This window comes from Apibacter sp. wkB309 (assembly GCF_002964915.1).
Taxonomy (GTDB): Bacteria; Bacteroidota; Bacteroidia; order Flavobacteriales; family Weeksellaceae; genus Apibacter.
In genome coordinates this window covers 1-15,685 of sequence record NZ_PSZL01000001.1, presented here as the reverse complement: position 1 = coordinate 15,685, position 15,685 = coordinate 1, and the positions used below count along the sequence as shown (strand labels likewise).

The following is a 15,685-nucleotide window of genomic DNA, read 5'->3' as shown; positions in this document are numbered from 1 at the left end:
AAATTATGAAAAAAATAATCTTTTTAATTGCTCTTTCTTCTTTTTCACTTTTCAGTGAAGCTCAACAAGTAAAAACTCCGGCAGCAAGTTTAAAAGCGGAGGTTGAACAAATGGTAGGTTTAACAGATGTTGAATATGAGTATTCTCGACCTAATAAAAAAGGAAGGGTAATTTTTGGCGGATTGGTACCTTACGGCCAAGTTTGGAGAACAGGGGCTAATGAAAATACAACCATTAAGTTTGGGGATGATGTTGAGATTGATGGAAAAACTATTCCTAAAGGTAAATATGCAATATATACAATCCCCCGTGAAGATACCTGGGATGTAATTTTTTATTCCGATTCAGAAAATTGGGGAACACCTGAAAAATGGGACGATAAAAAAGTGGTTTTAAAAACAACGGCACCGGTTAAAAAATTGGCAGAATCAGTGGAATCATTTACTATAGGAATAAATAATCTTTCAGATAATTCCGCACATTTACAATTTATGTGGGATCAGGTTTTGGTAGATATAACTTTCCATGTACCGACACAAAAAATAGCAAATGCAAGTATTGACGGTATATTATCTAATCCAAGAGCAGATGCTAATGCCTATTATGCTTCAGCCAATTATTATTTACAGTCTAATGGAGATATGAAGAAAGCTTTAAATTGGATCAATAGAGCCATTGATTTAAAGCAAGGAGAATCCCCTTATTGGTATTACAGAGTTAAATCGCAAATTCAAGCTAAGTTAGGAGATATAAAAGGGGCAATAGATTCAGCTGAGAAATCTTTAGATGGAGCCCAAAAAGAAGGTAATAAAGATTATATTAGATTAAATACCGAATCTATTAAAGAATGGAAAAAAATATTATAAATTATTTATTTTAAAATAAAAAAAACAGAACGGTAAGAGATTTCTTACCGTTTTTAGTAGTATATAGTTTATAGTAGATAAATTTTTTGGATTTTACAATCTGTTCAAATTTGTATTTATAAATAAGGTAAATGCATAAACTTCCGATCCATAAAGAAGCTATTATTGTTCCGATCATATTAGTAGGAGCCATATGGTTGGTATTTCTATTACAAAATTTATTGATTTTCAAAGAATGTTATGGAATCATACCTCTTAATCTAAAAGGGTTGAGAGGAGTACTGCTCGCACCGTTATTTCATGGAAACCTTACCCATATACTCAGTAATACTATTCCTTTATTTGTATTAACATTTTTTACTTTTCAGTTTTATGAAAAATTGGCATATTTCGTTTTACTAAATGGATGGATTATATCCGGTTTTGTGGTTTGGTTACTACCTAATTTTTCTTTACTAAATTCTTCCGTTTTATCTTGCCATATAGGAGCCAGCGGTATTATCTATGTTTTGGCTTCATTTCTTTTTTTTAGTGGAATTTTCAGGCATGAAAAAACCTTACTGGCAGTTTCATTGATTGTCGTTTTTTTATATGGGAGTTTAGTTTGGGGAATATTTCCCAGAGAACTTTTAGGCATATACGATGATCGGCCTATTTCCTGGGAAAGTCATCTGTCGGGAGCTGTAACCGGGTTTATATTAGCTTATATGTTGAGAAGAATAGGCAAAAAAAGAGAGAAACCTCAATGGGATAAGGATGAATATGATCATTCTGATGATGAAAAACTTTGGGAAAAATATCAATTGGAATATCCTGAATATTTTCATGAAGAAGACCCTTCGAAATCTGATCCGACTTCAGAGATAAATAAAACAGACAATGTCCATCACGAAGATGAAAAAGATTCTTTGAAAAATCAAGAGAAACTATAGGTCAAAAACCGAAGGTCGTTTAGTGATAATGCTGTCTTTAATCCATAGAAAAAATGCTCCGGTAAGATATAAAGCAAAAATTCCACCTAAAGTAATAAATGACAAGTAGATAAATAAAAGTCTTAATTTAGACGCCCGTACTCCGAATTTTTCCGATACACGTGAAATTACTTCAAATCCGTTTGCTTCAAATAGAGTGCGTAATTTTTCTATCATAAAAAAGTATTTATTAAATTAATTCATATAAAGTAAAAAATTACAATTTTTTAATTACTATTATCAATTTGCTAAAATTGAACCAAAATACCTCCCAATACTTGAGCTCCTAAGACTTTATAACCTTGAAAGCGTTCGTAATTTTTACTGAATAAATTGGTTCCATTAACAAATAGTGAAAAATTCTTATATAATTTATATGAAGCCGAAAGATTAAGGTCTACATAACTGTCTAAAGTAGTTATTCCCTCCCTAACAGACGAAGAGGCAGGATCGTAATAAAAATAATTACTCTTACGCTCACCGGTAAAAAATAATTTTGCTTCTAATTTTAATTTATCTTCTAAAGTTTTATAATTACTATCTAAGCCTACTTTAAAATTGGGTAAATTATAAGCATGTTTAAGCTCATCCAGATTATAATTATGATATTCTCCTTCCAATCCAATAGTCAAATCTCCGGTCCAAAAATATTGTAAAGCACCTTTAACAGTAATAATATTACCATCATCGTACACAGCATTGAAGGTATTTAATCGGTTATAGGCCTTTAACACAGAAGGCAAGGTAAGGTCATAAGGATTTCTCATGAAAAAATAAAGGTTTTCGGCTTTACTGAATGATCCTTCCGCTTCGTACTTAATGCTTTCATCTATATCCCCTTTAATCCCTCCATAAACTTTATATAATATATTGGTTGGTCTTAACAATTGATTGGAGTATAAATACGGATTTTCCGAAAATAAATCGGACATATTATTAAGTTTTAAACCGCCATCAATACCGGCATATACATTAATTTCTCTGGCAGCATTGAATAAAAATTCAGCCTTAGGATGGAAGAAAATTTTTGTATTATTACCTTCCAACTCGCCATTATAGGCAATATTAGCACCCACTTTCAAATAAGAACCTTGACTTGAAATTCGTAACACAGGAGAAAATCCGGCTGTTAAAAATGAATATTTATCTTTTGAGTCCAATCCAAAATGCGTATAAGTATAATTAAACAATACATCTGCTTCCACGCCAAAATTTAAACCGGGAAGCATAAGATTTGCATTTTCGGAACTCTTAGCCAGCTTAGCTTTTAAGTCTACAAAAGTTTCATTTGAATCAAATTTGTCCCACATATATCCGGCTTTTAAAGAAGCTTTGTCCAAATAATTATTACTATACATGTCATAATCGGATTTAAAGGTAAGTTGATTGGTATTTTGCCTTAAATTCATGTGGGGAGTTGCATGTATTTCCGGTGTGTTAAGACCGTAATAATTAGTTCCATTATAGGTATAATTTCCCGCAAAATGTAATTTTCCCGTTTTTAATTTAAAAATGTAAAAAGCTTCTGCATCAATAGTTGAAGAAGAAGTTTTCCAATCGTATTTGTTTTTAGGACCATCGGTAGAAAGTGCAGACAATTTGATACCGGTCAAATTATTATTTATCGGATAATTAAAATATAAATCCCCCAGTACTGTATTTCTGGTTCCATAACCTAACTTAGCATGATTGTCATAATATGAATTAGTAAAATCAGTGTTTAAGGATTGGGGAGGCAGTTGAGACGTTTGAAATTCAGAAACAGCAGGAACATCAATAATTGTATAATTCAGTGAATCTTTTTTTACTGAGTTGCTTTCGTTAGACGGTGGATATTTATCCGGGTCTGTTTTCTTTTTCTCAATATTTTTTACATTAACATTCGGATTTTTCTTTTTTCCAATGGTTAATATTTCTTCTTTAATTTGAGAATATCCTGATGTGGTTGAAATAGTTGCTATTAAAATTAAAATCAGTATTTTATATTGAGTCTTCATAAACTTCAAAACGAGATATAATTATTTAATATGGTTAAGTTGAGTTTGGGCATCTTGTACAACATCCGGAAACTCTTTATAATTTTCTATAATTTGCTCCAATATATAAGTAGCCTGATAATTATCTTTAAGGTTTAGATAATTGTTGCTCATTATAAGAAGAGCTTTAGCTCCCCAATACTGCTGATCAGAATATTTAGATGTTAAATTAAATATTACGGAATTACTGGCATCGTATTTTTTATCTTTATTTTTAAATAATGCATTATAGTATAAGGCCTCAGCTTTTACTGCATTGTTTTTAGATTGTTCAAGAGTTATAAATACTGATTTTGCTTCATTTATTTTTCCCGAATTGTATAAACTGCGCGCTTTTATCAAAGTGGCTTGTTCTTTTACAGTAGAAGGATTTTTGGAATTATTCAGTACTTTTATAGCCATTTCATTAGCCTTAGTATATTCTTTATGATCGGAATAGATATACATCAATTCTAATTCGGCGAAAGATTTATAGTTCTGATTGGAAGTAATTTTATACAAAGATTCAAGCGAATTTTGAGCAGCTTCGTCTTTTTCTTGTTTTATATAAATTTGAGAAAGTCTAACCAAAGCATCTTCCTGGAATTCATTGGATGATTCTGAAACTTCTTTTAATGCCTCTAACGCTTGATTATAATTAGTTAGCTGAAAATAACTTTCTCCTAAATAATAGAGAGAGGTTATTTTACGATTTGTAGTTGGAAACTTAGTTAAAAAAGTCGCAAATTCTTGAGAGGCTGCAGAGTAATCTTTAGATAAAAATTTCTTTTGAGCAGACATAAAAGATAATTCTTCAGCTTCCGCACGGTCCATATTATAGCCTTTTCTATTTGCCCAGTCAATATATTCATTTTCTTTACCGCTTTCAATAAATGCAGTTTTAGCTCCGGTAAAAGCTTGGAGGGCATAATCGGTTTTAGGATAATTATCGGCAATAGTTCCATAATTTACAATAGCTTTTTGATATTCTTTTAAACTGGTCAAATTATCAGCAATACCAAGATATGACATAACCACTAAGTCATTATTTTTGGAAGAACTGATAACTTTCTGAAAATAATTATTAGAATTCTGGTAATTTTCAGTTTCAGCGTACGCTGTACCTAATTCAAAATAAGCATCGTTAATTTTTTCCGATTTTGGATATGCTTTAATGAACTTTTCAAGTTCAACAATTTTATTTTTATAATCTTTTTGCAGACCATATACAATAGCTTTTTGATACTGAGAATATTCCCTGTCTTCGATAGAAGATGTATATGCTTGATCATACATTTGAATTGCTTGGTTAAGCTGATTACTGCCTAATAATGCATCGGCAAGACGTAATTCTGCATCTGCTTTAAATTCTTGCTTTGGATTTTTAAGATATTCTTGAAATGAAATTGCTGCCAAATCGAAATTCTTCAATTTTAAATAAGAATATCCTTTTTGATACATCACTTGAGAACTTTCCGGTATGGTAATTCCGGAATTTTGCAAAAGTTGTAATTTATCAATAGCATTTTGATAATTTCCTAATTGGTATTGACAATCGCTATACCAATAGAGTGAACGTGCATAAAATTGAGAATTATTTTTAAAAAGTATGGCTTTTTCAAATTCTTGAGAAGCCGATTCTATTTTGCCCTGATTGTATAATTGTACTCCGTAGGCATAGGCAACTTCTTGCTCTTTAAGTTTTAACTCCGAAGATTTATTGGGTATGGAAGATAGAAGTTGAGAGGCTTCTGAGAAATTTCCGGAATTAATATATGATTTAACCAACAATTCATTGATTTCCGATTGATGCTTGGAAGCTGGATATCTTTTTAAATAGGTATTTAAAACTTTGGAAGCAGGCTCGTATGGATTACCTACTTCATAACTCAATTTCGCATAATTTAAATAGGCATTTTCTTGAATTTTTTTATCAAAATCCATTTCAGAAGCAGCTTTGAAAGCCGTTAAAGCTTCTTTCTTTTTATTTGTTTTCAGGTATGAATTTCCCAATTGGTAATATGCATTTTGCGAAATGGGAGAAATATCTCCAACAGTTATTTTATTAAAATAAGTAACTGCTTCTTCATATTTTTTGGCTTGATACAAAACATATCCCATTTGATAATAATCGCTCAAAGTTGGAGAAGCACTATTTTTTATATAAGATGAAAGATAGGGTTCGGCTTCGGCATACTTTTTTAATTTGAAATAGCTTTCTCCAATTATTTTTATTATCTCATTTTTTAACTCAGGATATTGATTAGAAGCTAATAAAGTTTTACCGGTTGATATGGCAGAATCATATTCACCGTCATTAAAATAAATCTGTACCATATAAGGCTTGATTTTTTCGGTAAATTCCGGTTGATTTAATAAGGAAGTAAATTTTTCCTTAGCTTCAATATGTTCACCGTTAGCATAAGCTATATGACCTAACAAAAAGTCTATTTGATTTTTGTATTGGTTGCTATAAGATCCTTTTTCCAAGTTTTTTTCAGCATTTTCAAAATCCTGATTCATAAATTGAGCATACCCGAGTTTGATGTATTGATTGGCTCTTTTATTAGGAGGAAGTTTATCTATTGCTACTTTAGAGAGTTCTTCTGCTGCGCGAAAATAATCCTGATGTATTAAATAGTAATTTCCCAATTGGAGGTGAGCTCTTTCAGTTAATACGCTTTGAGGATATTTATTGGTAAAGGCATCAAATTTCTTTTCTGCTTCTTCATCTTGTAAGATGAGGCTTATGAGAGCATCGTAAAAATTGGCAATTTCCAATTGATAAGATCTTAGATTGGAAAAGTTAATTAAATCATTAATTATATATTGAGTTCCTCTATAGGCTTCATTTTCATATAATTCCTTTGCGTTGCTTATCTGGTAATTGTTATAATAAATTTCAGATAATTGAGCATTCACAAATAAATTTGCTCCTAATAATGGGATAAGCCATTGGGTTTTTTTTCGCATAACTTTAGTGCATATTTTTAATATAAACGACTTTTTTAGTTTTAAAAAATTCCTCGTCAAAATAATCTTTTAACTCATAGAGTGTAGCCTCGGGAAAATTTTTCAATTCTTCAGTTAGATCTCCTCCTTTTAAATATAAAACGCCATTTTGTAAACTATTGATATTCTTAGATGTAAATTTTCCTTTAACCCAAGACATGAAAACAGGCATTTGGGTAACCGCTCGGCTTACTACAAAATCAAATTTCTCTTTAATTTTTTCGGCGCGAGTATGAATACCAATGACATTATCTAACTTTAATTCTTGTGCAATTTCATTAACAACCCTAATTTTTTTTCCAATGGAGTCGGCCAAAGTAAATTGAGATTCCGGAAAAAGTATAGCTAAAGGTATACCCGGAAATCCGCCACCTGTACCAATATCCAAAACTTTGGTCGAAGGAGCGAACTGCATTACTTTTGCTATTCCCAAAGAATGAAGGACATGTTTTTCAAGTAAAGAATCTATATCTTTCCTTGATATAACATTGATTTTTTCATTCCAATTTGAATACAAATCAGGGAGTTTTTCGAAACTATGCAATTGTTTTTCAGTTATCTCCGGAAAATACTTTTGTATTAAGTTTGTCATGGGTATTAATAGATATACAAAAATATAAGTTTTAATAATATAAGACTCTATTTTATAATAGACATTTGCTTTTATTACAACAAAAATAAGGGTTTAAGGAAAAGAAGAAGACTTTTTGAAGTCATTTAACAAAATTTATAAAGATCAGATGGTAAAGATAAAATTTAATTGGAATGCTATTAATATAAATTATAATTTACTTTGAAAACAAGTTATTTTTGATTCGACAATTAATTTATATTACCTATTTTTATAAAATTAAAAACGAACTTACACTACTTAGATATAAAATAATTACTATAAATATGATTTCCTTCATTCAGAAACGAATTGATATCTCTCAAAAAAGCATAGAAAATACGGTAAAATTATTAAACGAAGATCATACCATACCCTTTATTGCCCGTTATAGAAAGGAAATGACCGGAAATCTGGATGAAGTTCAATTATTCAATATATCTAAGTTAAAAACAGATTTTGAAGAAATTCAAAAACGTAAGGAGTTTATTATAAAAAGTATTGACGAGCAAGGAGCATTAACCGAAGAATTTAAGCAAAAAATAGAAAATTGTTTCGAACTGACTCTTTTAGAAGACTATTACTTACCCTATAAAAAGAAAAGAAAAACAAAAGCGTCTGTTGCAATTGAAAACGGTTTAGAACCTTTAGCAAAAATCTTAATGGCACAAAAACCGATTTCAGATTTAACTCTATTAGCTTCAAAATACACCACAGATGATGTATTGTCAGTAGATGATGCTCTTCAAGGTGCCAGATATATTATTGCGGAATGGATTAACGAAAATAATTATGTACGTTCAAATTTAAGGCGTTTTTTTCAACAAACTGCCCTTTTGGAATCTAAGGTGATTAAAGGAAAAGAGGAGGAAAAAGAAGCACAAAAATTTTCAAATTATTTTGAATTTTCTGAAAATTTAAAACGTTCGCCATCTCATCGGTTTTTAGCAATCTTACGAGGGGAAAAAGAAGGAATTTTACGCGTCAAAGTTAAAGTTGACTCAGAGGAAGCCTTACATATAATAAGCAAACATATAATTAAAACTCATGAAAAAATAATTAAAGATCAACTACTTTTAGCAATAAAAGATTCTTTTTCACGCTTATTAGAACCGGCGCTAAGTAATGAAGTTTTCCAGAAAGCCAAAGAGTCAGCCGACCAAATAGCCATTCAAGTGTTTTCATCTAATTTAAAACAATTATTACTGCAATCTCCTTTGGGGGAAAAAAGAATACTGGCAATTGATCCCGGATATAAATCAGGTTGTAAGTTGGTTTGTTTAGATGAAAATGGTAATTTATTACACAATGATACCATATATCCTCATCCTCCCCAAAAAGAAATCAAAGAATCAATAAAAAAAATTAAATCTTTAATTAATGCTTATAAAATTGAAGCCATATCCATAGGTAATGGTACAGGCTCCCGAGAATCGGAACGATTAATACAATCCATAGCTTTTGATCGTCCTCTTAAAGTTTTTGTTGTAAATGAAGCCGGGGCGTCCGTATATTCTGCATCTAAATTGGCTCGGGAAGAATTTCCATCCTATGACGTTACGGTAAGAGGAGCAGTTTCCATAGGAAGAAGGTTGTCTGATCCACTTGCGGAATTGGTAAAAATAGAACCTAAAGCCATAGGAGTGGGACAATATCAACACGATGTAGATCAATCATTATTGAAAAAAGAACTGGATGCAGTTGTTGTTTCTTGCGTAAACAGTGTGGGTGTAAACCTTAATACAGCCAGTAAATCCTTATTGTCTTATGTTTCGGGTATAGGAGAAAAGATGGCTGAAAATATTGTTCAGTACCGTTCGGAAATGGGAGCATTTTCAACCCGGCAAGACCTGAAAAAAGTTCCCAGACTTGGTGAAAAAGTATTTCAACAGGCATCCGGATTTTTAAGAATTCCGACGTCTGAAAATCCTTTAGACAATTCCGCTGTTCATCCCGAAAGCTATTCTCTAGTAATGAAAATGGCTAATGATTTAGGAGTAAAATTGGGAGATTTAATCCGAAATAAAGAACTAATTCAAAAAATAAAATTAAACAATTACGTAAACGAAGAAGTAGGGATTTTAACTTTGGAAGATATTTGTAAAGAATTGGAAAAACCCGGTCTAGACCCAAGAACACAAGTAAAAATGTTTACTTTCGATCCTTCTTTAAAAACCATCGATGATTTAAAACCGGGAATGAAAGTTCCCGGAATAATCAATAATATCACTAATTTCGGTTGTTTTGTAGATATAGGAATTAAAGAGAATGGATTAGTTCATCTTTCTAAAGTATGCAATGATTTCATAACAGACATTAGCACAGTCGTGCATCTTCATCAACATGTAGAAGTAAAAATAATCGATATAGATAAGGAACGAAAGAGAATACAATTATCTATGATTGATTAAATTGATTAAAAGGTTAATAAAAGATCTTTAGATAAAAATATAGATTCTATTATAGATTATATAATTATTTTAATTTTTTAAAATACATATACTATATTTTTATCACATAAAATAAAAAGTATATATAAATATAAAACACTTCAAAACTTTTAAATTATATAATTATTGCTCTAATAGTAGTAAAAAAAAATAAGAATTAATATCTTTATCCATTCATTATCCGTATTTATCATAAAATCTGATTTAATAGGGTATTATTTAGTTAAATAATATAAATAAAATTAAAAAATGAAAAACCTTTATTCGTTCGTTATTTTAATATTTTTTATTGGTAAAATTTTTTCACAGGATTTTAAAGAACCTAAGATCTCGATCAAAGATCATAATGGAAATTCAGATACTGTGTATGTTGACTGTGATTATAAGTTTTTTAGAAATAAAAACATTAAACTAAGTGTAGATTATCCTATAATCAATCAAACCAATAAATATGAAGTTTCTTCCATTCAATATCCTTCAAATGTAGATTTTACCAAGGGTACTCCGGTATCAACCGGTAACTCCAATGGTAAAAACGATGATGTTTTTGGTAACGATATCATCGATATAGGTTTTAATTTTTGCTTTTATGGAAAAAGTTATAATCAAATTATTGTCAGTGATAATGGAGTAGTCAGCTTTGACTTGTCGCAAAAAAATAAAGAATGTCCGTATATTATTTCAGGTAATAATCCAAATTCCGGATTACCTAAAAATTCAATATTTGGTGTTTATCACGACATGAATAATACCACGCCGAGCAAGGTAAAAGTTGCTTATGAAGGAAAAGCTCCCTATAGAAAATTCATTATTAATTTTGATAATTTAAAACAATACGGACCGGATCGGATTTATTCATCTTCACAAATTGTTTTGTATGAAACTTTTAATATCATAGATATATATGTTGGAAATAAAAGTAAAAACCCCAATACCACTAAAGATAAAAACGCTTTAATAGGGATCATCAATTCAAATGGATACATAGGAGTTTCTCCCCCGGGAAGAAATAGGGGAGATTGGGAAGCAAAAAAAGAAGCATGGAGATTTACTCCGAATGGAAATACGGATATTTCCGTTACTTGGTATGAAGGAAATTCTTCAAGTCCAAGTAATTGGGGGGATACTTGGGTAGTCACTCCTACTTCAAACACTTACTTTAGAGCAAAGGTTACTTATAATGGATGTAATGGTTTTTCACTTACGGATACCTTACAGGTGAAGTTTAGCAAAGAATTTCCTACGGCAGTAAAACAATCACCCCCACCTTTTTGTATTAATAATGGAGAAAGTTATACAGTTGATTTAACATCATATCAACAACTGATAAACCCGGATCCAAATTTAAAATTTACCTATTACAGGTATAAGAATTTAACTAATCAGATTTCAGATGAAGAAGCAAAATCCTTTACTTTTTCTGATGATATGACGGTCTATGTAAAAGTATTGAAAAGCGGAGTTTGCTTTGTTTCTACAGAGATAAATCTTAAATTAAATAAGAGGCCTGATTTAAAAGATAACCAGCAATTCATTGTTTGCGATGAAGGAAATGACAATATAGAGAATGTGAACCTGAATAATTTTAATTACGGAATAAATAAACGGACTACAGAGTATATAATACTGGATGATCAAATGAGAGAATTGCCCGATGTTGTTATACGTAATTACCCTATTGATTTATCAGGAACTGACGAAGATAGTGTAAAGTTTTACCTTAAAGCATGGAATAAATCCATTAGGGATAAGTCGTGTTATACCTTAATCACATTTACTGTAAAATTGGTGAAAAAATTAGAGTTAGAAGAGTATTTAGCTGAAATTTGCGATGTTAGGGAAGGGCAATCCGTGATGTTGGATCTAACCAAATATAACTCTAACTTACTAACAAATTCTCCGATCAATCCTTCCCATACTACCGTAAAATGGAAATACTATAAAGATTCTTATTACAACAACGAAATTGTAAATCCGGATAATTGTATGTTGAGATTAAATAACACTATTTACATCAAAGCGACTCATCCGGATTTTTGTGGAGAAGTAAAAACAAAATTGATTTTAAATGCCATCGGAGATTGTAGCGGTGGCGGTGGCGGCGGTGGTGGCGGCGGCATCGGAGATGGATTGCCATATCCAACTATATGTGATGCCAATGATACAGAAGAAGTAAATTTGGAATCATATCTTCCTAACTTTTTGTCCGGTACTTCATTAACTCCACAAGATATTGAGATTGAAGGTTTTTATAAAGATTTGGCATGTACGGATAAACTTAAATTAAAGGAATCATCCCCCGGCTATATCTATAGTGTAGAGGCACCGGCTAAACCAACTATTTATTTAAAATATAAGATTAAAAAAAGCGGAGTTATAGCAGTAAGCTCTATAACTATCTTCGTATCTAAAAATCAAACATTATATAAAAGGGAATTTGATATATGCGACACATACAATGATGGTGTCGAGAAAATATACTTAAAAGATTACGAAGATTTACTTAAAGATCTTTATACTTATTCATATTCTCATCCATCCTTTGGAAATGATTCAGATGATAAAATTGTATTTTTTGACAATCAGCACGATCGGGATATGTATTTGGCAGATCCTAAACATGAAAAAGGAATGATTAAAAAGAGTTTTGATCTAACTTCGGATGAAAATCCAAAAATAATATATCCTGCGGTCCGATATAATCGATGCAGCTATGCTTATGATTTGAAATTCAATTTGATAACAATTGAAGAAAAAGTATTGGGTCCGCATACTATTTGTGATTTTAATGATGATGGAATTGAGGTTGTTAATATATTAGAATTTATAAAAGGTTCTAAAAAGACTGATCCAAACAAGCTGGAAGAACTTCTTACTCAAGATCAGTTATCAAGTTTAAAAACTTCTATAAAAGATATAAGAAATTTAAGGTATTATAAAACCAAAAATGAAGCTCACGACGGGGGTAAAGCATCGATTACAGATCCTACTAAATTTCAAATTGGAGAAGGAACTTTTTCGGCATTTGTTAAATTAGAATTTAAAAATCAATGTCCCATTATTGTTGAGATTAAATTTAATTTAGTTCCATCCGTACAATTACCGGAATATACAGACTTAGAGGTTTGTGACATAGGGGATGACTACAAAGAAGAAGTAGATTTGTCTAAAATCATACTTGATTCAAAAGGGACAACCATTCAATTTTATCGTTTGATATACGATGCGGAATATGAAATAGATGCTCCCGGTGAATTGTTAGGAACGTATACGGACAGCAATACTCCAATTAAGTATCTGGTAAATACGACAACAAATATTACCAATAATGAGATATGCATGAGAGTGGAGGATCCGGTAACCAAGTGTTTTAAGATTATTCGAGTTACAATAAACTTAATTCCTGTACCGACAGTTAGTAATCCAAACATCTATATATGTGATTTTGGAAATAACGGGACAGAAAAGATCAATTCATCAAATTTATACCAACTGGTAACGGCCCCACTTATATCCAATAATTCAAAGTTGACGAATCAAATGGATTATGAATATTATGTAACAGAAAATGATGCAAAAAATGGCACTAATCCGGTAAGTGAATTTGATGTAACCAACTCCACAAAAATTTGGGTGAAAATTAAAACCAAAGATTGCTCGGATTATTTTATGTTAAATTTTTCATTAATTGAATCTCCCGTTTTAAAGCAAAATGTAAGTGTTACCATATGCAATAATAATACGAAAAATGATCAAGACAGCATCTATGAAACTATTTGGTTGGAAAATTATAACAGCCTTTTTCTTGATTCCAACATAGATAGTAATGACTTTGAATTTATTTATTTTACTAGAGAGGATGATGCACTAAAAAATCAAAATCGTATTTGGGGGAGTGCTTCGGTTACCCGATTTCCAACCACTTTTTGGGTTAGAGTAAGAAATATAAAAAGTAACTGTTTTTCAATTGCCCCTATAGAAGTTAAAGCATATCCTGAATTAGAGGTAAATCATTTTGCTACCTTATTATGTAATGAAGAAAAAAAGGTAAAAGTTAACTTAAAGGAATATCCATCTCAAATGATTGGAAGTTCATATACACTGAGTGATTTTACTGTTTCCTATCATGCAAGTAAGTACAACGCAATTTATGGGATAGGTATACCTGAGGCAAATTTAGAAGAATATGAAGTTTCCGGAGGAGATGAAGTTTGGGTTAAATTTATTTACCATAAAACAGGGTGTTTAATTATCCGTAAAGTAGAATTTTTAATTTCTTTAGTTCCTAAAGCCAATGTACACTTTATAGATATTTGTGATGAAACCGATGGAACCATAGACGGCAAGTATGTAATCAGCAATTTAGATGATTACAAAACTAATATTATTACCGGAGAATCTCTATCCTTTATCAATTCGGAATATGATTTTACTTACTATAGAACGAAACAAGATGCAGAAGAACATAAGAATGAGGTATCGCCTGTAAACTTTACCATCAAACATAATGAATTTACCAATGTTCCTCCTGACAATCCGTTTTATACAATCTATGTCAGAATAGATAAAAAAGATAAAACTTGTCCGACAATTACCGCTATTTCGGTAAATGTAAATCCACGCCTATCGCTGGATAAACAGGAAGTTGAAATAATAGGATGTATGGACGGTCAGGATAAATCATTCGTTGATCTTACTTCTGTTTCCAACCGGATTAGTAGTTCTTCCGATGTTCAATTTGAATATTATAAAGATGAAAATCAAGCACGAAAAGGAGAGATCAGTAATGCTGTTGCAAATCCAAATGCTTACCAAACCGGAGTGATAACTACAGATGGATTTTATACATATGATGAAGTATTTGTCAGAGTAAAGGATAGCAAAGGAATTCAATGCGATAGTATAGCAAAGATTAAAATAAAAGTATATCCTTATATAAAAGTAGAAAATCAATCCGTAGAAATTTGCGAATACGAACCGGACGCTACAAAATCAAAAATTAATCTTTGGGAATTATCCCGGTCAATGCTTTCATCAAATGGCATTCCTGATCCAACACGTTTAAATAAAATGATCAATTCTTTACGAATTATCTACCAAGACAGCAAAGGAGTAGAGATTGGCAGAGTAGAAGACACATCAGGGCAAATACCTAATACTTTAACCGATTACGAACCCCCTGTAGGAGAAAACAAAGTAGAAATAAAAGTCAAATTCGAAAACAAAGAGAACGGATGTGGAAATGAAGGAACAATAACAATTACCCAAAAAGAAACGCCACGTCCCAATAAGGTAACCTATACCCTGTGTGATGAAGACTTAGACGGAGAGTATAATGACGTACTACTAAAAGATTTAGATAATCTGGTAATTGCCCCGTCAGCGAAACAAGAAATTACCTATTACCGCACTCAGTCCGAAGCCTTAGCAGTAAATGATCCGACTATAATTCCGATAGACAAACAAACGTACTTTACTGTGGACTTCCTGAATCCGTTATACGTACGAGTACTAAACCAAGAGAGTGGTTGTATAGGCATAAATGAAGTATGGTTTAAGAAAAATCCCAACCATGTACCGATCCCAAAAGAAGTACGCTTATCAATAAAATGCGATGATTCCCAAGATGATTCAAAAGAAATATTTAATCTACACGAATCAGAACAATTACTGGGCAATTATCCGACAAGCAATTATCGTTATTACAGAAATGAATCAGATGCCAAAGAAGCCTTTAAAAATGAAGCAAAAGGGATTTATA

7 protein-coding genes and 1 pseudogene are annotated in these 15,685 nt (G+C 31.3%); 4 read left to right on the top strand and 4 right to left on the bottom strand.

All coding sequences use genetic code 11. From position 1 onward, the window contains the following. The first annotated feature begins 5 nt into the window (after positions 1-5). Together C4S75_RS00040 and C4S75_RS00035 are read left to right on the top strand one after the other, a co-directional pair. Positions 6-866 (top strand): DUF2911 domain-containing protein, encoded by an 861-nt coding sequence (locus tag C4S75_RS00040; protein WP_105296276.1) that lies wholly within the window; start codon positions 6-8, stop codon positions 864-866. A 131-nt stretch (positions 867-997) separates the two neighbouring features. Beyond that, positions 998-1,798 carry a rhomboid family intramembrane serine protease gene (locus C4S75_RS00035; RefSeq protein ID WP_105296275.1) on the top strand — a complete coding sequence of 267 codons (801 nt, stop codon included), beginning with the start codon at positions 998-1,000 and terminating at the stop codon, positions 1,796-1,798. On the opposite strand, the gene C4S75_RS00030 is transcribed toward C4S75_RS00035, so the two are convergent. The 4 genes from C4S75_RS00030 to rsmG all read right to left on the bottom strand — a co-directional run bounded on the left by C4S75_RS00030 (position 1,793) and on the right by rsmG (position 7,456). Beyond that, the gene (locus C4S75_RS00030; RefSeq protein ID WP_105296274.1) at positions 1,793-2,014 is read right to left on the bottom strand and encodes a PspC family transcriptional regulator; all 222 of its coding nucleotides are present in this window, start codon (positions 2,012-2,014) and stop codon (positions 1,793-1,795) included. The genes C4S75_RS00035 and C4S75_RS00030 overlap by 6 nt on opposite strands. A 71-nt stretch (positions 2,015-2,085) precedes the next feature. Beyond that, on the bottom strand, positions 2,086-3,834 hold the full coding sequence (locus C4S75_RS00025) for a hypothetical protein (protein ID WP_105296273.1): 1,749 nt from the start codon (positions 3,832-3,834) through the stop codon (positions 2,086-2,088). A gap of 21 nt (positions 3,835-3,855) precedes the next feature. After that, complete coding sequence (locus C4S75_RS00020) at positions 3,856-6,825, bottom strand: tetratricopeptide repeat protein (protein ID WP_105296272.1); 2,970 nt, start codon at positions 6,823-6,825, stop codon at positions 3,856-3,858. Positions 6,826-6,829: 4 nt separating this feature from the next. After that, the gene (rsmG, locus tag C4S75_RS00015) at positions 6,830-7,456 is read right to left on the bottom strand and encodes a 16S rRNA (guanine(527)-N(7))-methyltransferase RsmG (RefSeq protein WP_105296271.1); all 627 of its coding nucleotides are present in this window, start codon (positions 7,454-7,456) and stop codon (positions 6,830-6,832) included. A 299-nt stretch (positions 7,457-7,755) separates the two neighbouring features. On the opposite strand from rsmG, the gene C4S75_RS00010 reads away from it, so the two are divergent. After that, entirely contained in the window at positions 7,756-9,885 is a 2,130-nt protein-coding gene (locus tag C4S75_RS00010) for a Tex family protein (RefSeq protein WP_105296587.1), read from the top strand. 288 nt (positions 9,886-10,173) lie between these two features. Further along, positions 10,174-15,685 (top strand): annotated as a pseudogene (locus tag C4S75_RS00005) (hypothetical protein); the annotation flags it as partial.

Bases quoted from the DNA above. Each gene is read 5' to 3' on its own strand.
- C4S75_RS00040 (WP_105296276.1), top strand. From the start codon at position 6: ATGAAAAAAATAATCTTTTTAATTGCTCTTTCTTCTTTTTCACTTTTC.
- C4S75_RS00035 (WP_105296275.1), top strand. From the start codon at position 998: ATGCATAAACTTCCGATCCATAAAGAAGCTATTATTGTTCCGATCATA.
- C4S75_RS00030 (WP_105296274.1), bottom strand. From the start codon at position 2,014: ATGATAGAAAAATTACGCACTCTATTTGAAGCAAACGGATTTGAAGTA.
- C4S75_RS00025 (WP_105296273.1), bottom strand. From the start codon at position 3,834: ATGAAGACTCAATATAAAATACTGATTTTAATTTTAATAGCAACTATT.
- C4S75_RS00020 (WP_105296272.1), bottom strand. From the start codon at position 6,825: ATGCGAAAAAAAACCCAATGGCTTATCCCATTATTAGGAGCAAATTTA.
- rsmG (WP_105296271.1), bottom strand. From the start codon at position 7,456: ATGACAAACTTAATACAAAAGTATTTTCCGGAGATAACTGAAAAACAA.